16 protein-coding genes are annotated in these 18711 nt (G+C 70.3%); 6 read left to right on the top strand and 10 right to left on the bottom strand.

The features are described from left to right. Window positions 1–22: 22 nt before the first annotated feature. Window positions 23–925, bottom strand: coding sequence for a TerC family protein (locus ACLBXX_RS00910; protein ID WP_387142770.1), 903 nt, complete (start codon window positions 923–925; stop codon window positions 23–25). A gap of 121 nt (window positions 926–1046) precedes the next feature. On the opposite strand from ACLBXX_RS00910, the gene ACLBXX_RS00915 reads away from it, so the two are divergent. After that, the gene (locus ACLBXX_RS00915; RefSeq protein ID WP_447656427.1) at window positions 1047–1721 is read left to right on the top strand and encodes a GAP family protein; all 675 of its coding nucleotides are present in this window, start codon (window positions 1047–1049) and stop codon (window positions 1719–1721) included. Between the two features lie 55 nt (window positions 1722–1776). On the opposite strand, the gene ACLBXX_RS00920 is transcribed toward ACLBXX_RS00915, so the two are convergent. From ACLBXX_RS00920 to ACLBXX_RS00930, 3 genes are read right to left on the bottom strand one after another with little or no spacing between them, the layout of a single operon-like run. After that, entirely contained in the window at window positions 1777–2655 is an 879-nt protein-coding gene (locus tag ACLBXX_RS00920) for an alpha/beta fold hydrolase (RefSeq protein ID WP_447656428.1), read from the bottom strand. 18 nt (window positions 2656–2673) lie between these two features. Then, the gene (locus ACLBXX_RS00925; RefSeq protein WP_447656429.1) at window positions 2674–3654 is read right to left on the bottom strand and encodes an SRPBCC family protein; all 981 of its coding nucleotides are present in this window, start codon (window positions 3652–3654) and stop codon (window positions 2674–2676) included. Window positions 3655–3656: 2 nt separating this feature from the next. Next, window positions 3657–4052 (bottom strand): ArsR/SmtB family transcription factor, encoded by a 396-nt coding sequence (locus ACLBXX_RS00930; protein ID WP_447656456.1) that lies wholly within the window; start codon window positions 4050–4052, stop codon window positions 3657–3659. A gap of 144 nt (window positions 4053–4196) precedes the next feature. Here ACLBXX_RS00930 and purL point away from each other — a divergent pair, with 144 nt between their 5' ends. From purL to ACLBXX_RS00950, 4 genes are all read left to right on the top strand, one after another. Further along, complete coding sequence (gene purL / locus ACLBXX_RS00935) at window positions 4197–6530, top strand: phosphoribosylformylglycinamidine synthase subunit PurL (protein ID WP_447656430.1); 2334 nt, start codon at window positions 4197–4199, stop codon at window positions 6528–6530. A 33-nt stretch (window positions 6531–6563) separates the two neighbouring features. Further along, entirely contained in the window at window positions 6564–6701 is a 138-nt protein-coding gene (locus ACLBXX_RS00940; protein WP_181911767.1) for a hypothetical protein, read from the top strand. Between the two features lie 73 nt (window positions 6702–6774). After that, on the top strand, window positions 6775–7581 hold the full coding sequence (locus ACLBXX_RS00945) for a hypothetical protein (RefSeq protein WP_447656431.1): 807 nt from the start codon (window positions 6775–6777) through the stop codon (window positions 7579–7581). Between the two features lie 39 nt (window positions 7582–7620). Next, window positions 7621–8583: a hypothetical protein gene (locus ACLBXX_RS00950; RefSeq protein WP_447656432.1), complete on the top strand. Its 963-nt coding sequence runs from the start codon at window positions 7621–7623 to the stop codon at window positions 8581–8583. Window positions 8584–8597: 14 nt separating this feature from the next. On the opposite strand, the gene ACLBXX_RS00955 is transcribed toward ACLBXX_RS00950, so the two are convergent. The 5 genes from ACLBXX_RS00955 to ACLBXX_RS00975 form a co-directional block, all read right to left on the bottom strand. After that, window positions 8598–9665 carry a 1-acyl-sn-glycerol-3-phosphate acyltransferase gene (locus tag ACLBXX_RS00955; RefSeq protein WP_447656433.1) on the bottom strand — a complete coding sequence of 356 codons (1068 nt, stop codon included), beginning with the start codon at window positions 9663–9665 and terminating at the stop codon, window positions 8598–8600. Then, on the bottom strand, window positions 9665–10510 hold the full coding sequence (locus ACLBXX_RS00960) for a patatin-like phospholipase family protein (RefSeq protein ID WP_447656434.1): 846 nt from the start codon (window positions 10508–10510) through the stop codon (window positions 9665–9667). Before ACLBXX_RS00960 ends, ACLBXX_RS00955 begins: the two co-directional genes overlap by 1 nt. A gap of 140 nt (window positions 10511–10650) precedes the next feature. Continuing rightward, the gene (locus ACLBXX_RS00965) at window positions 10651–11538 is read right to left on the bottom strand and encodes a glycine betaine ABC transporter substrate-binding protein (protein ID WP_447656435.1); all 888 of its coding nucleotides are present in this window, start codon (window positions 11536–11538) and stop codon (window positions 10651–10653) included. Window positions 11539–11554: 16 nt separating this feature from the next. Further along, window positions 11555–12529, bottom strand: a complete 975-nt coding sequence (locus ACLBXX_RS00970; RefSeq protein ID WP_447656436.1) for an ABC transporter permease — start codon at window positions 12527–12529, stop codon at window positions 11555–11557. Further along, window positions 12526–13878, bottom strand: coding sequence for a quaternary amine ABC transporter ATP-binding protein (locus ACLBXX_RS00975; protein ID WP_447656437.1), 1353 nt, complete (start codon window positions 13876–13878; stop codon window positions 12526–12528). Before ACLBXX_RS00975 ends, ACLBXX_RS00970 begins: the two co-directional genes overlap by 4 nt. Before the next feature lie 329 nt (window positions 13879–14207). Between ACLBXX_RS00975 and ACLBXX_RS00980 the strand changes: the two genes are divergently transcribed. Continuing rightward, window positions 14208–16238 (top strand): LuxR C-terminal-related transcriptional regulator, encoded by a 2031-nt coding sequence (locus tag ACLBXX_RS00980; protein WP_447656438.1) that lies wholly within the window; start codon window positions 14208–14210, stop codon window positions 16236–16238. A gap of 65 nt (window positions 16239–16303) precedes the next feature. Here ACLBXX_RS00980 and ACLBXX_RS00985 read toward each other — a convergent pair whose 3' ends face one another. Then, a complete protein-coding gene (locus tag ACLBXX_RS00985; RefSeq protein ID WP_447656439.1) occupies window positions 16304–18700 on the bottom strand; it encodes an arylsulfatase in 2397 nt (798 codons plus the stop codon). Between the last annotated feature and the right edge of the window lie 11 nt (window positions 18701–18711).

An 18711-nucleotide genomic window follows, 5' to 3' on the forward strand; every position in this document is an offset into this window, starting at 1 on the left:
GCCTGGATGGCGGGGTCGGCGGCTACCCGAGGCCCTGGCGCTCCTCGGCGGCGGACGGCACCGCGTCGCCCGCCACGGGCTTCGAGGACAGGCCCACCGAACCCGAACCGGGGTCCTTCGACAGCGCGGCGGCCACCGCGACCGACTCGTCGACGTCGGGGTACTGGGGGCGCAGCTGCACGGGAGTGCGGCGGCGCTGCTCGCGCTTCGCCTTCGCGGCGGCGGCCCAGAGGTTGAGCGCCTCCACGAAGATCGCGAACGCCATCGGGCCGTAGATGAACGCCTTGTCGATGTGGAATCCGAAGCCCTCGGCGATGAGGAACACACCGATCAGCAGCAGGAACGACAGGGCCAGCATCTTCACCGTGGGGTGCTTGTTGACGAACGCGAAGATGAAGCGCGACGCGAAGAGCATGATGCCGAACGACAGCACGACGACGGTGATGATGATGACGAGGTTCGTGGTCATGCCGACCGCGGTGATCACCGAGTCGAGCGAGAACACCAGGTCGAGGACCAGGATCTGCGCGATCACCGACCCGAAGGTCACGGCCTTGCGGCCGCCGCCGCCGTGCTCCTCCTCGGAGCCCTCGAGCTTGTGGTGGATCTCGGTCACGGCCTTGTAGACGAGGAAAAGTCCACCGGCGATGAGGATGATGTCCTTCCACGAGAAGCCCATCTCGCCGATGAAGAACACCTCCTCCTTGAGCGTGATGATCCAGCCCGCGAACAGCACGAGCACGACGCGCATCAGCATCGCCAGCGTGAGGCCGAGATTGCGCGCCTTGGCCTGCTGCTCCTTGGGGAGCTTGGACGCGAGGATCGAGATGAAGATCACGTTGTCGACGCCGAGCACGACCTCGAGGACGAACAGCGTCAGGAACACGGCGATCAGATCGGGCGTGAAAGCGAAGGAGAAGTCCACGTCGCCATCGTATGAGGCGGCGGTGAACGAGCCGCGACCTCTCGGCGCGCGGCGCTCCCGTGCGGCAGGATGATCTCGCACCCTCGTCTCGCCGCGAGGGGGACGGGAGTCGAGGCCGCACATGGGCACGGTGCTCTGGTACACGATCCCGATCGCGCTGGCGATCGCGCTGAGCGTGTTCCCCATCGTCTCCGTGCTGGTGCTGCTGCTCGCCCCCGATCCGATGCGGCGCAGCGTGCTGTTCACCGGCGGGTGGTTCGGGGGCCTGCTCGTCCTCGTCGCCGCGTTCACCATCGGCGCGGCCCTCGTCCCCGACGCGGCGCGGGGTCCGTTCCCGCCGTGGACGCATGTCGCCGAGATCGCGATCGGCGTCGTTCTGATCGTGATGACGCTGGTCATCGGCCGGCGGGCCCGACGGTCCGACTCGGCGAAGACCCTCGACCTCCAAGGCCTCACGACCCGGATGACGGGACCGCGCGCGTTCGCATTCGGCGTCATGATGAACGTCCGGCCGAAGAACATCGTCCTCACGATCGCCGGCGGCCTCGCGATCGGAGCCGCCGCACTCGATCTCGTCGCGACCTCGACGATCGTCGTGATCTTCACGGTCGTGGCAGCGTCCACCGTCGTCGGCCTGGTCGTCGTGTACACCGTCGGCAGAACCCGGGTGCGCCCGGGGCTCGACCGTCTGCGCGTCTTCCTCGTCGATCACGCGTCGATGGTGCTGCAGATCTTCGGCGTCCTCGTGGGCGTGCTGCTGATCGTCATCGGAACCGTGCGGCTGATCGGCATGTGAAAGAGAGAAGACGGATGCCGCTGCATCCGTCTTCTCTCACCCCTCGGGCGCGCCCTCAGTCGAGGATCTCCCCGAGACGTGCCGCGAAGCCGGCGGGGTCGCCGGGATACCCCGGCTGATCCGCGAAGCCGCCGTGGTGGCTCGGGAAGTCGGTGACCGGCCGGTCGAGCACCGCGGCGACTCCGCGGGCGCCGCGCGCGGGCAGCGTGTCGCCGGACTCCACCCCCGCCGCGATCACGAGCCGGTCGCCCAGCGCCCGGAGCCGGTCGGCGTCGACGCGGTAGACGATCGTCGCCGGCATGTTCCGCAGCAGCGGGTTCGTGCGGGTGCCGTCGTCGTCCGCCGACATGCCGAACATCGCGGGGTCGGGCGCGGGCTGATCGAGGTAGTCGTCCGGCACCGGGCCGTCGAGCATGACGAACGGGATGAAGGTCGCCATCGCGGCGCCGTCGCCCTTCTCGGCGTACGTGCGCTTCATGTGGTCGACCACCGTGAGCACCGCCTCCCGGTCGGGGAGCACGTTGGCGAGCGGCGGCTCGTGCACGACGGCGATGCGCACGTCCTCAGGGTGGGCCGTGACCAGCTCGAGCAGGTTCACCGCCCCGCCACTGGTGCCGAACGCGTCGACGGGCCCGCAGTCCAGTGCCGCGATCACGCGATGCAGGTCCGACGCATGCTGCTCGACCGTGATGTCGGCCGTGCCCACCGGGTTGCGCCCGGCCCCGCGCGGGTCATAGGTCACCACGGGGCGATCCGCGAACTGCCCGGCGAGCTGCGCCAGTCCGCCGGCGTCCATCGGCGCCGCGAAGAGGAACAGGGCCGGCCTCTCGGCGGTGGCCGCCGCCAGGTCCCCGTGGATGTCGTACGTGATCGCGTCGTCGCCCTCACCCACGACGTGGGTGGTGACGGTCCGCTCGACGGTGTTCTCGGTCATCTCGGCTGTTCCTCCGACTCAGACCTGGGCCAAGACGCCCTCGAGGCGGCCGTAGCTGGCTTCCATGCCGTCGGTCATGCCGGTGGCGAGGACGATGTCGCGCGTCTCCTTGTCGGGGTACTCGATGAGGAGCGTGATGAGGGTGGCGCCGTCCTCCTCGTAGAGGTTCAGGTCGTTGAGCGTCGAGGGGAACTCGGTTCCGGTCATGTGCTCGGTGGTGACCGCGCGGCGCGGCGCCTCGGAGAGGAGGGTCTCGCCGTCGAAGCCGAAGGTCTCGCCTTCGGTCCCTTCGAGCGGCTCCCACTGGTACTGGTACTTCCCGCCCACGGACGGGTCGATCTCGCACACGGACATCCGCCAGCCGTCGGGGCCGAGCAGCCACTGCTGCATGAGCTCGGGCTCCTGGTGCGCCCGCCACACGAGGTCGACCGGCCCCTCGATGAGCCGCGTGATGCGCACGTGGGTGTCGTCGAGGATCTCGGTCTGCGTGCCCTTGCCGGCCGAGTAGGCGCGCAGCCCCTCGAGCACACGATCGAGCTGGTTGATCGCCATCGTCGAGCCCTCGACGGCGCCCATCGCGACAACCTTCTCGAGCGCCTCGACGGAGTCGAAGTACGTGGTGTTGACCAGCCGCGACCCGGTCGGCGTCTGGGTGAACGCGAACACCATGCGCGAGGTCGGCATCTCGGCCAGCACCGTGCCCTCGGCGTCGGCGAACGAGTCGAGCGCGGTGAACGTGCGGGGTCCGTCGATCTCGAGGAACTCCCAGACCCCGTGGTACTCCTCCCCCTTCGGACTCGTCATGTGGTACCTGGCGCGGCCGCCGGCGGTGAGGTCGAACTCCGTGAAGGTGGCGGGGTACCCGGGAGGGCCCCAGAACCGCTCGAGCTGTCGCGGTTCGGTGAAGGCCTCCCACAGCCGCTCCACCGGAGCGGCGAAGTCGGCCGTGAGCGTCATCGTGAGCGCTTCGGGATCGGTGGTGACGTCGGTGACGGGCATCGTCATTCTCCTTCGTTCCTGCGGTGATCGTTCTTCGGTTCTTCGGTGGTGCCTGGCGTGCCGGCGGGTTCGGCGAGCAGCGCATCGAGCCGGCCGATGCGTGCGCGCCACAGTTCCTCGTAGCGGGCGAGCAGCGCGCGGGCGCGGGCGATCATCTCGGGGTCCGCCCGGACGAGGCGCTCACGGCCTTCGGCGCGCTTGACGATGAGGCCTGCGGCCTCGAGCACGGTGACGTGCTTCTGCACCGCCGCGAACGACATGTCGTACTCGCGAGCGAGCGTCGATACGGAGTACTCGGCCGAGAGCGTCCGACGCAGGATGTCGCGCCGGGTCGCCGCCGCCAGTGCGTGGAACACACGGTCGATCTCGTCATCGCTGAGCTCAATTCCTACAACCATTTGGTTGTACGTTAGCCCTGGCCGCGGCATCCGTCAACCCCTTTTCCGGTGACGGATGCTGCAGCCGCCGCGATCCGTCACCCCATCGCGGGCCGAACTAGACTGTTCAGGTCCGGCATCCCCGAATTTCTGGAGCTGAGCCGCGTGACCACCCCCGCTTCGACCTCTGTCGCCGACACCGTCGAGAACGCCACCGCCACGCCCGAGAAGGAGCAGCCGTACGCGGCGCTCGGTCTCAAGCCCGACGAGTACGAGAAGATCCGCGAGATCCTCGGCCGCCGCCCCACGTCGGGCGAGCTGGCGATGTACTCCGTCATGTGGTCGGAGCACTGCTCCTACAAGTCGTCGAAGATCTATCTCCGCAAGTTCGGCGAGAAGGTCTCGGACGAGATGAAGGAACGGCTCATGGTCGGCATGGGCCAGAACGCCGGCGTCGTCGACATCGGCGAGGGCTGGGCGGTGACCTTCAAGGTCGAGTCGCACAACCACCCGAGCTACATCGAGCCGTTCCAGGGCGCCGCGACCGGCGTCGGCGGCATCGTGCGCGACATCATCTCGATGGGCGCACGCCCGGTCGCCGTCATGGACCAGCTGCGGTTCGGCGCGATCGACAACCCCGACACCGCGCGCGTCGTGCACGGCGTGGTGAGCGGCATCTCGTTCTACGGCAACTGCCTCGGGCTGCCGAACATCGGCGGCGAGACCGTCTTCGACGCGGTGTACCAGGGCAACCCGCTCGTCAACGCCCTCGCGGTGGGCGTGCTCCGCCATGAGGACCTCAAGCTCGCCAACGCCACCGGCGCCGGCAACAAGGTCGTCCTTTTCGGTGCCCGCACCGGCGGCGACGGCATCGGCGGCGCATCGATCCTCGCGTCCGACACGTTCGCCGACGGCGGCCCGACCAAGCGCCCCGCGGTGCAGGTCGGCGACCCGTTCGCCGAGAAGGTGCTCATCGAGTGCTGCCTCGAGCTCTACCGTGACGAGCTCGTCGAGGCCATCCAGGACCTCGGCGCCGCCGGCATCTCGTGCGCGACCTCCGAGCTCGCCGCGAACGGCGGCTCGGGCATGCGCGTCGACCTCGAGAAGGTGCTGCTGCGCGACCCCACGCTCACGCCGGAGGAGATCCTCATGAGCGAGAGCCAGGAGCGCATGATGGCGATCGTCGCGCCCGAGAAGCTCGACGCGTTCCTCGAGGTCGTCGGCAAATGGGACGTCGAGACGAGCGTCCTCGGCGAGGTGACCGGAGACGGCCGCCTGCAGATCTTCTGGCACGGCGAGCAGATCGTCGACGTCGACCCCTCGACCGTCGCGGTCGACGGCCCGGTCTACGAGCGCCCCGTGGCCTACCCCACGTGGATCGACGCGCTGCGTGAGGACTCGGCATCCGCTCTCCCGCGTCCGACCGACGCCGAGACGCTGCGCGAGCAGTTCACGAAGCTCGTCGCGAGCCCGAACCTCGCCGACACGTCGTGGATCACGAACCAGTACGACTACTACGTCATGGGCAACACGGCGCTGTCGTTCCCCGACGACGCCGGCATGATCCGCGTCGACGAGCACTCCGGCCTCGGCTTCGCGATCGCCACCGACTGCAACGGCCGCTACTGCCAGCTCGACCCGTACCAGGGCGCGAAGCTGGCGCTGGCCGAGGCGTACCGCAACGTCGCCGTCACCGGCGCCGAGCCGACCGCCGTCACCGACTGCCTCAACTTCGGCTCACCCGAGAACCCCGAGGTCATGTGGCAGTTCTCGCAGACCGTCGACGGCTTGTCGGACGCCTGCCTCGAGCTGGGCGTCCCCGTCACCGGCGGCAACGTGTCGTTCTACAACCAGACGGGCGACCAGCCGATCTTCCCGACGCCCGTCGTCGGCGTGCTGGGAATCATCGACGACGTCGCGCGCCGCATCCCGTCGGGCTGGCAGGACGCGGGCGAGAACATCTACCTGCTCGGCGTGACCTCGACCGAGCTGTCGGGTTCGCAGTGGGCCGGCACGATCCACGACCACCTCGGTGGTCGCCCGCCGGCGGTCGACCTCGCGCAGGAGAAGAAGCTCGCCGAGCTCATCCACGCCGGCTCGCAGCAGTCGCTCATCTCGTCGGCGCACGACCTCTCGTCGGGCGGCCTCGCACAGGCCCTCGCCGAGGCCACCATGCGCTTCGGCGTCGGCGCGCGCGTCTGGCTGAACGAGATCATGGAGCGCGACGGAGTGGATGCTGCCACCGCCCTGTTCTCGGAGTCCACGGGTCGCGTCATCGTCTCGGTCCCCCGCGAGGACGACGTGAAGTTCCGTGGTCTGTGCGAAGGCCGGGGCTACCCTGTGCTGCGCATCGGCGTGACCGACGCGGCCGCGGACGGCGACGAGCCCGCGCTCGAGGTGCAGGGTCTGTTCACGGTCCCGCTCGCGGAGCTGCGGGGCCTCTCGACCTCGACGCTGCCCGCCGCCTTCGGCCCGATCATCACCGAGCACACCGCCTGATCCGCGGTCGACACGAACAATAGGATGGGTCGCATGGCGGCGGAAGACGACGAGTACAGCGGTTTCAACGACACCCGGCAGCGGCGCGTCAAGATCATCGCGTGGGTGACGATCGTCGCCCTGATCCTCGTCGGCGGCGGCGCCACCGTCTTCGCCCTCCTCTTCGGCTGAGGTCGCGGCGGGTGGCCGAGGTGTCAGCAGACTCCCGGCGACAACCGCGCTATATCGCGTTTATCATGGCAGGGTGGAGCCCATCCTCCTCATCGTCTCGAGCTGGTGGTGGATCGGTCCGGCGGCCGTGGGCGCCGGGGCGGCCACCTATGCCGGCATGACTACGCGCAGCCGCCGGGCACGACGCCTGGAACTCGATGCCGCCCGCGCGGAGGAGTCGCAGGCCTACCGCGACCTCGTCGCCGCGAAGGCGCGCCTGCATACGGCGCAGGCTGATCTGCTGACCGCCAAGTCGCGCTCCTCGGTCCCGCCCGCGCATGCCGCCGAGGCGCGGCGCGAGCTGCAGGCCGCGAGGCAGGAGGAGAAGACCGCCTCCCTCGCGCTGCGCGCGAGCCGTACGCGAGTGAAGGCCGGCTACGCCCAGTACCGCGCCGCCTCCACCCACGACCCGCTTCCGATCGACCGCCTCTACGCGGCGCACGACAGCGTCAACACGCGATGGCTGGCCTACGAGACGGACGTGGACAAGGCGCTGGCGTATCCGCAGATGACCGACCCGCGGCATCCGGCGACCGTCGTCTTCCTGCGCGCTCAGCGCGAGGCCCTCGCGAAGCGCCCGACCCTGCGCGACCGCGTGACGCCGCAGCAGTTCCTCGAGTACCGGGTGGCCGTGCGCCACCTCGAGGCGACCTTCGCGGAGGCGGAGCGCCAGTCAGGCGTTCCCGGGGCACCGCGTCCGTCGTCGGCTGGAGCGACGGCGGCCGCCGGGCTCACCGCCGCGGCAGCGGTGCTGTCGGAGATCGCCGACCGCCTTCCCGCGCTGATCGCCCGGATCCCCCCGCCTCGCCAGAGCGAACCGCCCGCTGGCAGGGTGCCCTGAGCCGACCACGCGGCGGCGACCGGCCGTTAGCATGACAGTGTGCAAGCGTTCTGGGAGTTCGCGGGCAACTTCTGGTGGCTCGTCTTCCCACTCATGGGTGTCCTCGGCATGGTCGGCAATGCCTGGGAGCGTGGCGCGCGCATGCGCCACAAGCGACGCCTGGAGATGATGCACGCGAAGGCCGAGCTCAAGGCCGCCCAGGCTGCGGCGCGCGGCAAGGCGGTGCCGGCGGCATCCCTCCCGCCGATCACCGCGGCGACGGCGACCGCGGCGTCTGCGCAGGGTGCACCTGCGTCTCGCGAGACGCAGGTCACCCAGCTCGAGCGCCTGTTCGCCGAGCACGACGCCGTGACGACCCGCTGGCTGGAGTACGAGCTCGACGTCGCCAAGATCATCGCGTTCCCCGCCATGAGCGACGGACGCCAGCCGCTCACCGCAGCGTTCCTGCGCGCGAAGCGCATCGCCGACGGGCTGCGTCCCGCGTCGGCGAAAGCGCGGCTCTCGAAGGAGCAGCTCGCCGAGTACCGCAACGCGGTCGCCGACTTCGAGGTGGCCTTCGACGTCGCCGAGCGCGACGCACGCCGCCTGCGCGACTCGAGCTTCACCGACGACGAGCGCAAGCGCCTCGACACCGCGAAGAAGCTGCTCACCGTCGCGATCGATGAGGCAGCGACGCCCGCGGAGCGCCAGCTCGCCTACCGCCGCGTGCGCGAGGAGCTCGACGGGCTCATCTCCATCTCGGACGAGGCCATCGAGGTGCTCGAGAAGAAGGTGATGCTCGAGCTCGGGCCTGTCACCTCATCGACGACGACGGTGACGGATGCTGCGGCCCCGCCTCGTGCGGAAGCCCCGGCCGCACCGGAGCCCGAGCTCATCGCCGACCCACTGCCCGCACCGAAGCGCCCCAGCACGACGCCGCCTCCCGGCGCGACGTGGCCGGTGCCCTCGCGCACGAACGGCGATTCGCCCGGCCGGGTGACACACCCCAAGCCCCACCGCTGAACACCGGTTCGAGGTCAGGCGGCGAGCTCGGGGTGGGCGTCGATCCAGCCGTCGATGCGGGCGAACCAGTCGAACAGCCACGCGGCGCGTGCGTCGAGGTCGTCGGGGATCTCCGACCGGGGCACGCGCCAGGCGCGCATCGTGATGCCCTTGTCCATCGGCAGCTCGCGCCAGATGTCGCGCAGGGTGTGAAGTCGCTCGAGGCCGGTGTGGGCGATGAACACGACGTCGGCGTCGGGTGAGGCCTCCAGCGCCGCGTGCATGCCGCCCGGCTGCGGGGCCATGACGTGCGTCATGGCCTCCGCCCGTTCAGCCATCGCCTCGCGCCCCGCGTCGCGCAGGCGCTTGATGCGCGAGCGCCGTCGCTTCGGACTCACCTGACCGCCCTCGGGGAAGATGACGAACGCGTCTTCCGGCCCGAGCCCGGTGGCGAGGTCGCGAAGCGCCGCCTCCACCGAGGCGCCGCCGCCCTTGCGACCGCCGCCGAACCCCGACGGGACGATGAAGCGCGCCGGGATCCGGTGCAGCAGGATGTCGATCGCCGGATCCCACTGCAGCGTGTACTTGAGCACGATCCGCGGCCGGCGCGCGACCTCGTTGAGCAGGGTGTGGATGAGGATGAACGAGTCGCCGGGACCGCCGTGACGGCTCGCCACCACGAGCGGGGTGCCGGGGGCGAAGAGCGCGTCGAAGGCAGCGCGGCCGGTCGCAGCATCCGCGTCGTCGGAGCCCGTCGTCGTGATCGTGAGCCGCAGCACGCCGCCGAAGATCCAGAAGAGCACGCGCAGCGCCCAGGCGCCGAGGCGGTAGTGCGCGGTGACGAAGCCGGGCCGGCGCAGCGCGTAGCCGAAGCCCGAGGCGATCCAGAGGGCGAAGAGGGCGATCACGAGCATCGCGTCCCACAGCAGGTACACGGTCACGAGCCACAGCACGCGCGGCAGTCGGAACCGTCCGGGCACGAGCGAGGTCAGCGCGAGGGCGACCAGCAGCCACAGCGGAGTGAGCACCAGCATGACGAGCGCCGTCACGATCACGAGCGGGGCGAGGAGGATGCGGCGCACCCAGGTGGGCAGCATCCGCATCACGAATCCCCTCTTTCGGTGCCGAGGCCGCGCTCGGCGAGGAACGCGCGGCTGGCGTCGTAGGCGGCGTCGATGCGGCGGCGGACGGTGTCCATGCGACGGTACGACATGAGGGAGTCGTCGCCGTCGAGCCCGCCGCCGCTGGGCAGCACATGCAGGGCGACCCCTTCGGGAAGCGTCGCGACATCGCGGGCGTAGCGGTGGCGGCGGGCGATCTCGAAGGCGACGCGTGCGGTGTCGACCGCCGACTGCGGGGCGACCAGCGGCGTCTCGATGCGGCCGACCTGCAGCACGTAGACCGTCGTCGCGCCGACCTCGACCGCCTGCTCGATCGGGATCGAGTTGACGATGCCGCCGTCGATGAAGTGCTCGTCGCCGATACGGGTGGGCGGCAGGAGTCCCGGCACCGAGGCCGATGCGAGGATCGCCTCGATGAGCGGCCCCGACTCGAACACGTGCTCCGCCGCGCGCTCGATGCTCGCGGCGACCACCCGCAGGCGCACCGCCAGGTCGTCGAAGGTCGTGTCGGCGCCGAGGGACCGCTCGAGCAGGTGCCGCAGCGGCGCCGGCGAGTTCAAGTGCGTCTTGGTCTTCACGAGGCGCGTGAACTGGGCGAACAGCGAGTCGCCGTAGACGGCGTTCGCCTCGGGCGAGGTCCAGGCGTCGAGCAGGCGCTCGATCACGGCCGGCGTCGGGTCGCTGGCGACCAGAGCCCCGTTGATGGCGCCGATCGAGGTGCCGACCACGACATCCGGACGGATGCCGGACTCGAGCAGGGCCCGCAGCATCCCGATCTCGACGGCGCCCCGCACCCCGCCGCCGCCGAGAACGAAGGCCACCGTCATGCCCACACCCTATTGCGAGGTTGTGCCAGGGCGATCGCTCCCACCCGCCGCATCACGAACTCCGCAGATCCGCACCGATCTCGCAGGAAAACCGTCGGAACCTGCGGTCGTCGCTGAAATCTGAGGAGTTCGTGCGCGCGTCAGCGGGTGAGACTGTCGACGTAGTCCTGGTTGTCGGCGACCCACTTCGCCACGACGGGGCCGTAGTCGTCGCCGTCGTAGGCGCCGAACATGGCGTCCTCGAGCGAGTACAGCAGCTCGTTGTCCATGCGGAACGCCTCGAGCCAGTCCGAGATCTCGGGGAACTCGCCGGCGAACGAGGTCGACGCCACGGTGTGGATGCCCTCGGCGTCGCCGAGCAGGCCGTCGGGGTCTTCGAGGTCCTTGAGCGGGAACGCGTTGTACGCCCAGTGCGGTCGCCAGAGGGTGACGGCGACGTCGCGTCCGGCGTCGGTCGCGGCCTGCAGCTCCGTGAGCATCGCGGGCGTCGATGACGTCACGAACTCCATGCCCTCGAGGCCGTAGCCCGGGATCACGTCGTTCTGCGTGACGGTCACGAGCCCCGACCCCGCTTCGATCCCGACCAGGCGGTTGCCGAACACGTCGGCGTTCGCGGCGAGCTCGGTGAGCGAGTCGATGGGGGCGTCCTCGTTCACGGCGATCGTGAGCTTGGCCTCGTCGTTCCAGGCGCCGAGGTCGACGAGCTGGTCGCCGTACGTCTCCATGTAGTCGGCGTGCGTCAGCGGCAGCCACGTGTCGAGGGTCAGGTCGTAGTCGCCCTTCGCGATGCCGGTGTACGCGGCCGCGGGGTCGGCGTACGCGAGGTCGACGGTGTAGCCCTTCTCCTCGAGCACCGCCTTCCAGAGCTCGGACGCGGCGATGCCCTCGTCCCAGCCGTTGAACACGGCGATCGTCAGGTGCCCCTTGTCGGAGCCGCCGACGCCCGTCTGCACGAGCGCGCCGTTGACGAGCAGTCCGGCGGTCCCCGCCAGGGCGAGTCCGGCGGCGATGATGCGTCGCGTGGTCATGTCAGTTCCTCTCGTGTCAGGCCGGGACGGGCTCGGGTCGCTCGGCGGGAGCATCGGGAACGGATGCTGCAGCCTCGGTCTGTGCGGGCTTCGCGGTCACGGATGCCGAGGCGGCAGCATCCGTGTCCGCGTTCTTTACGGTCGTGGCGCGCGGCTTTCGGGCACGCGGCTGGGAGAAGCCCGACGTGACGCGGTCGAGGATCATCGCGAGGATGACGACCGAGAGGCCTGCTTCGACGCCGAGGCCGATGTCGATGCGGCTGAGGCTCTGCACGACCTGCCCGCCCAGTCCGCCGGCGCCGACCATGCCCGCGATGACGACCATCGACAGGCTGAGCATGATGACCTGGTTGACCCCGGCCATGATGCTCGGGAGCGCGAGCGGCAGCTGGATCTGGCGCAGGATGCGCCCGGGCGAGGCGCCGAAGGCGTGGCCCGCCTCGACGATCTCGGGGTCGACGCCGCGGATGCCGAGCTCGGTGAGGCGCACGCCGGGAGCGAGCGCGAACGCGATGGTCGCGACCATGCCCGGCACCGGGCCGACGCCGAAGATGAGCATCGCGGGGATGAGGTAGACGAAGGCGGGCATCGTCTGCAGGAAGTCGAGCACCGGTCGCAGCGTCTTCGAGACCCGGTCGCTGCGTGCGGCCCAGATGCCGAGCGGCACGGCGATCGCGATCGCGACGACGGCGGCGAGGATCACGAGCGCGAGGGAGTCCATCGCGTTGGACCACTGGCCGACCGCGACGATCACGAGCAGGCCGAGGGCGCTGCCGACGGCGAGCACGAGACCCTTCGACCAGTAGGCGAACGCGGCGATCACGAGGATCACGGCCCAGAACGGCGGCGTCGACAGGGAGGCGTCGAGCCAGTCGTAGAGACCGCGGAAGATCACGGCGACCACGTCGAAGAAGCCGCCGAGCGCGTCGATCACCCAACGGACTCCGGTCTCGACGACGTCGCCCAGCGGGAGGCGGATCAGGTCGTTCATCGCAGAGCTCCTTCCACCGCGGCGTGTTCGTGAGCGCCGACCTCCGTCGGCGGCGCCGCGCGGCCGGCCGGCACGGCACCCGTCTGGTCGACGACTTCGAGGGTCTCGGTCATGACGCTCGCCGGAACGGTGGCAGGCACGTCGATGATCGGGTTCTCGCGAGTCACCGGCGGCACGTCACCGAGGGCCGCGAGCAGCGTCACGCGCGGGATGGTGCCGACGAGGCGTCCGGCGTCGTCGATGACCGCGACGGGCACGGGGCTCTCGACCGCGCGCTCGACGACGTCGGCGAGCGGATCGTCGACGTGCACGGCCGGCCGGCCGTTGCGCACGAGCGAGCGCAGGTCGGTGCGGCCGTCCTTGACGGCGCGGATGACCGCGCGGTCCGTCACCGAGCCGAGGAAGCGCCGGTTCTCGATGACCGACACCGAGCCGACCTGCAGGTCGCGCATGACACGCAGCGCGCCGCGGACGCCGGCGCTCACCGGCGTCGTGGCGACCGGCGGCGCCATGACCGATCCGGCGGTGAGCACGCGGGCGCGGTCGACGTCCTGCACGAACTGGGCGACGTAGTCGTTCGCCGGGTCGGTGAGGATCTCTTCGGGCGTGCCGTTCTGCACGATGCGGCCGTCGCGCATCACCGCGATGCGATCGCCGAGGAACATCGCCTCGTTGAGGTCGTGCGTGATGAAGACGATCGTCCGACCGAGCTCGCGCTGCAGCTCGATGAGCTGCTCCTGCATCTCGCGCCGGATGAGGGGATCGAGCGCGGAGAACGCCTCGTCCATGAGCAGGATGTCGGTGCCCGACGTGAGCGCGCGGGCAAGGCCCACGCGCTGGCGCATGCCGCCCGAGAGCTCGTCGGGCATCGCGTCGGCGCGATCGCCGAGGCCGACCTTGTCGAGGATCTCGCGCGCCCGCGCACGGCGCTCGTCGCGTCCGACGCCCTGGATCTCGAGGGCGTACGCGGCGTTGTCGAGCACGGTGAGGTGCGGCAGGAGCGCGAAGTGCTGGAACACCATCGAGATGGAGCGCTGACGGATGCCGCGGAGCGCCTTGGCAGACGCCTTGGTGACGCTCTGCCCCTGCACGAACACGTCGCCGGCGGTCGGCGGCAGCAGCCCGTTGAGCATGCGCAGCACCGTGGACTTGCCCGAGCCCGAGAGGCCCATGATGACGAAGATCTCGCCGGGCTGAACGGTGAAGCTCGCGTCGATCACGGCGGCCGAGCCCGAATCGGCGACGTCGGCGCGCGTCGCGCCGGCACGGAGCCGTTTGACGGCGTCCTTGGGATTGCGTCCGAAGACCTTGAAGAGGTTCCTCGCCTCGATGGCAGGCGGAACGGTCACTGTGCACCTCGGCAGCTCCGGTGCAGGAGCTGCATCGGTCGCGCCCGGGTGGCGGCCGTTCCTGCAGCGGATGTCGGACCCGCGCCGCGGCCGCCGACCATACGCTCACCGGTCTGACGCTCAGGCATCACCGGAGACCGCGGACTGGTCGGGAGGGCCCGTGACGGGCCTCAAACACGGTTTCATGTGGCCGCACGGGCTGCAAATTCGACACAGATCGGCCGTTTCGGTACCTCGCGCACGCGCGATAGCACGCTGTGGCGCGGGCGAGGCGGGCGGCCGCCGCGCCCGTCGGCGCGTGATCGATGGTCGGGCGCTAGGTTTGCTCCGTGGGGTCAGAAGCGGTCCGCCTGGGGGGTCGGGTCTCTGTCGCGCGCCCGGAACTCGTGGCTCGCCTCGGCACGGCCCCGATCGCACTGGTCATCGCTGCCGCCGGATACGGCAAGACGCGCCTGCTGCAGGAGTGGGAGACGACCGATCCGCGCGAATTCCGCTGGCTGTCACCGCAGGAGGCCGTCGAGTGCGCCGGCGGCACGCTCCCGGCTTCGACCGTGTTCGTCATCGACGACCTCGATCAGGCGGTCTCTGCGGCGCCGGAGCTGCAACGGGCGATACGTGTCCTCGCGGACGCGCCGGGGACGTCGCTGGCGCTGGCGGGCCGCTCCATCGACGCCCGATTGGCCACCAGCCTGCGCCTGGACGCCGACGTCGTCGAGATCGACGAGGACGACCTCGCGTTCGACGACGTGAGTGCCCGCAGCCTCCTCGACGGGCGCTGCGACGACGAGACGGTCGCGGTGCTGGTCGATCGCACCGAGGGATGGCCGGCCGGGCTGCGTCTCGCCGCCCTGGCTCTCGACGAGGGCATGGCGCCTGACTCGTTCTCCGGCAGGGACCGGAGCGTGGAGGAGTACCTCCGATCGACGGTGCTGCGAAAGCTGGATGCCTCGTCCCTCGCGTTCCTGCGATCCTGCGCGGTCTTCGACACCCTCGACGCGGGGCTCTGCGACCATGCGCTCGATCGACGCGACTCGTACGCCGTGCTGTCGGCGCTCGAGGGGTCCCACCTCTTCGTGCGCGCGCTCGATCGCTCCCGTGAATGGTTCACCATCCACCCCCTCGTCCGCGCGAGCCTCGCGACGCAGTTGGAACGCATCGACCCGAGCGCCGCCTCGATGCTCCGCCGGCGCGGCGCGGACTGGCTCGCCCGGCACGGTAGAAGCCGAGAGGGGCTCGTCCTGCGCCTCACGGACGGCGATGCAGACGGGGCGGCGCAGCTTCTGGCCGACGTCGTCCTGCCCATGTTCTCGGCAGGTGACCTGGACCCCCTGATCGGCCTCATCCACCGGATCGGCCCGAACGTCGCGATCCGCAACGGCTTCCTCGCGACGATGTTCGCGTACGCCGGCGTCATGACCGGTGACACCGTTTGCGCCACCCGATGGTGCCTGACGGCGCAGCGCCTGTACGCGGCCCACCGGTTCGCATCCACCGAAGAGGAGGTCGCGTACTTCACGCTGCGCGCGCACCTCGCGCCCGACGGGTTCGAGGTGATGGCCGACGACGCACGACACGCGCTGGCCATCGCCGACGAGGCGAGCCCCTGGCGGGTGCCGGCGCTGATGCTCGTCGGGATCTCCGCGCTGCTGCGCGGCGACGCCGCGACAGCATCTCCCCTGCTCGACGAAACCGTGCATCGCAGCGCCGAGACCGGGATCCGCCCCTCACTCGTGCTCGCGCTCGCGGAGCGCGCGCTGCTGCAGTCGCGCGACGGCCGTCCGAGCCGGATCAGGGACGATCTCGACGCGGCGCAGGTGGCGATCGGCGACGAGATGCGGCACTACCCGCACGCAGCACTGGTCTGGGCGATGACGGCGCTCTACCGCCACCACGACGGAGACGTCGAAGCCGCGCGCGCCGCGTTCCACACCGCCAACGCGCTGCGCCCGATCGCGGGCGGCACGATGCCGTGGCTGGGCGTGCAGTTGCGCACGGTCCTCGCTCGCGTCGCGGTCGCGCTCGGCGACATCGAGATGGCCCGCGGCCTTCTGGGCGAGGCGCGGGTGCTCCTGGAGGCCCTGCCCGACGCTGTCGCGCTCCGAAGCGAGATCGCGACCGTGGGGCAGGCCGTCGCCCCCCTTCCCTCGGGGCGCGCAACGCTGCCCCTCCTCACGGCCGCCGAGCTGCGCGTACTGCCGCTGCTGTCGAGCCATCTGTCGTTCGAGGAGATCGGCGCCCGCCTCCACCTCTCCCGCCACACGGTCAAGACGCAGGCGATCTCGGTCTACCGCAAGCTCGGCGTGACCTCACGTTCGGACGCCGTCGTCCACGCCCGCGAGCTGGGCCTGCTCGAGGTCTGAGCCTTCGGCCCTCGCAGACCCCCCTGCTCGGACGCGGGCGAGGGTCGCGCCCGAGCAGGGGTTGATCAGGACTCGATGTGGCGCGCGTGCCGTGCCGCCGTCTCTCTCGCGTGCAGCGCCGAATCGTCGTCGGGCTGGCGCACGTCGAAGTCGACGCGGTGGATCTCGCCCGCGAAGGCGAACGGTGCGAGGTGCTCGTATGCGACGTCCACGACTTCGCCGTTGTCGCGTCCGATGTCCATGCCGGCGTAGAAGCTGAACATGATCGGCACGGTGCGCTCGAGTCTGCCCTGGGCGACGATCCCGCCGTCGATCCGGAGCGTGACCTCGCCGCCGGGAGCCATGGTCGGAGCGTCCGCGTCGAAGTCGAGCCGCAGGAGGTGCCGGCCCGTCGGCACTGGGCGGTCCGAGACCTGCCGGGAGATGTCGATCCCCATGAACGAATACGTGTGCCGCAGCAGCCCGTCCTGCACGAAGAGGCTGAAGCCGCCGAGGTGGTCGAACGCTCCCACCACGACGCCGTCCGCGCCGCCGTCGGGGATCGTCACGTCCGCCGTGATCGTGTACGAGCGGTTCATGATGGGGGGCATGACCCCCGGTGGCGTGTTCAGGACGTCGTTCCCCCAGTACGTCCAGCGGGTCTGCTCGCGCAGCGGCGGCACCATCCCGAAGAATGCCGACATGCCCGCCAGCATCGGCAGCACGCGGTTCTCCTCGGCCTCTGCCCACCACAGCTCGGCGAGCTCGGCGACCTTCTCTGGGTGCTCTGCGGCGAGGTCGCGGGCCTGCGAGAAGTCGTCGGGCAGGTAGTAGAGCTCCCACTCCAGCGCGTCCGGATCGAAGAGGCCGGGGGCGAACCTGCGGACGGTGGCGGGCGTCGCGTCCCACGGGATGCGCGGCAGCATGCACGAGGCCCACCACCCGTCGCGGTAGATCCCGCGGTTGCCGTAGATCTCGAAGTACTGCGTGGTGTGCTGCTCGGCAGCGTCCGCGTCGTCGAACGCGTACGCGAAGCTCGTGCCCGCCATGGGCGCCTGCGCGATGCCGTCGACGGTCTCCGGCAGCGGGATGCCCGCAATCTCCAGGATGGTCGGGCCGAGGTCGTTCACGTGGGTGAACTGCGTGCGCAGTCCCCCGGCATCCCTGATGCCCGCCGGCCAGTGGACGACCATCGGATTGCGGGTGCCGCCGAGGTGCGAGGCGTCCTGCTTGCCCCACTGGAACGGCGTGTTGCCCGCCCACGCCCATGCGGCCGAGCAGTGCGGTGAGCTCTCGGGGCCGCCCCATCCCTCGAGGCCGCCGTGCTCCTCGATCAGCCCGAGCTGCTGTGCGGCGGTCAGCGGGATGCCGTTCTGCATCGTGATCTCGTTGAAGGTGCCTGTCAGCGTGCCTTCGAGCGAGGCGCCGTTGTCGCCCCAGATGTAGAGGATCAGCGTGTTCTCGAGCTCCCCCATGCGCTCGAGCTCATCGATGAGGCGGCCGACGTTGTGGTCGGCGTTCTCCTGGAAGGCCGCGAACACCTCCATCTGGCGGGCGTAGAGGCGCTTCTCCGCGGCGCTCAATGAGTCCCATGCAGGGAAGGCGGGGTCGCGCACCGTCAGCTCGGTGTCGGCGGGAATGACCCCCAGCTCCTTCTGACGCGCGAACGCCTTCTCCCGGTAGACATCCCAGCCCTCGTCGAACCGGCCGGCGTACTTCTGAGACCACTCCTCGGTCACGTGGTGCGGAGCGTGCGCGGCGCCCGTGGCGTAGTACAGCAGCCAGGGCTTGTCGGCCTGGTGCGCGCGTACGCCGTGCAGCCAGCCGATCGCGCGATCGGTGAGGGCGTCGGGCAGGTAGAAGTCGCGATCCTCCGGCCCGCCGTAGACCCGATCGACGGCCTGGTTCTCGTAGATGACGGGGTCGAACTGGCCAGACTCGCCGCCGAGGAAGCCCCAGAAGTAGTCGAAGCCCCAGCCGTTCGGCCACCGGTCGAACGGACCGGCCTGGCCCTGCTGACGACTGGGGGTCAGGTGCCACTTGCCGAAGGCTCCCGTCGTGTACCCGTTCTCCTGCATGATCCTCGGGAACGGCGCGCAGTCACGGGGCAGGACGGCCGAGTATCCGGGGAAGGGCCCGGGCAGCTCGCCCACCGAGCCGAAGCCCACGCGATGGTGGTTGCGCCCCGTCAGCAGCGCCGCGCGAGTCGGCGAGCACAGAGCGGCGGTGTGCAGGCCGGTGAAGCGCAGGCCGCCCGCGGCGAGGCGATCGAGGGTGGGCGTGGCGATCGGGCCGCCGAACGTCGAGGCCTGACCGAAGCCGGTGTCGTCGATGAGCACGACGAGGACGTTGGGCGCGCCGGCAGGGGCGGCGACCTCGGCGACGATCGACCAGTCGGGTGCGGATTCGGCGAGCGTCCGTCCCGCGGTGCCGCCGAAGACGGCATCGCGGATCGGGAGGTGACGGCGGTCGGGGGCGGTCATGGTGACTCCGT

It is taken from the genome of Microbacterium sp. C23T (assembly GCF_053345975.1).

Bases quoted from the DNA above. Each gene is read 5' to 3' on its own strand.
- ACLBXX_RS00915 (WP_447656427.1), top strand. From the start codon at position 1,047: ATGGGCACGGTGCTCTGGTACACGATCCCGATCGCGCTGGCGATCGCG.
- ACLBXX_RS00920 (WP_447656428.1), bottom strand. From the start codon at position 2,655: ATGACCGAGAACACCGTCGAGCGGACCGTCACCACCCACGTCGTGGGT.
- ACLBXX_RS00925 (WP_447656429.1), bottom strand. From the start codon at position 3,654: ATGCCCGTCACCGACGTCACCACCGATCCCGAAGCGCTCACGATGACG.
- ACLBXX_RS00930 (WP_447656456.1), bottom strand. From the start codon at position 4,052: ATGGTTGTAGGAATTGAGCTCAGCGATGACGAGATCGACCGTGTGTTC.
- ACLBXX_RS00940 (WP_181911767.1), top strand. From the start codon at position 6,564: ATGGCGGCGGAAGACGACGAGTACAGCGGTTTCAACGACACCCGGCAG.
- ACLBXX_RS00955 (WP_447656433.1), bottom strand. From the start codon at position 9,665: ATGCGGATGCTGCCCACCTGGGTGCGCCGCATCCTCCTCGCCCCGCTC.
- ACLBXX_RS00960 (WP_447656434.1), bottom strand. From the start codon at position 10,510: ATGACGGTGGCCTTCGTTCTCGGCGGCGGCGGGGTGCGGGGCGCCGTC.
- ACLBXX_RS00965 (WP_447656435.1), bottom strand. From the start codon at position 11,538: ATGACCACGCGACGCATCATCGCCGCCGGACTCGCCCTGGCGGGGACC.
- ACLBXX_RS00970 (WP_447656436.1), bottom strand. From the start codon at position 12,529: ATGAACGACCTGATCCGCCTCCCGCTGGGCGACGTCGTCGAGACCGGA.
- ACLBXX_RS00985 (WP_447656439.1), bottom strand. From the start codon at position 18,700: ATGACCGCCCCCGACCGCCGTCACCTCCCGATCCGCGATGCCGTCTTC.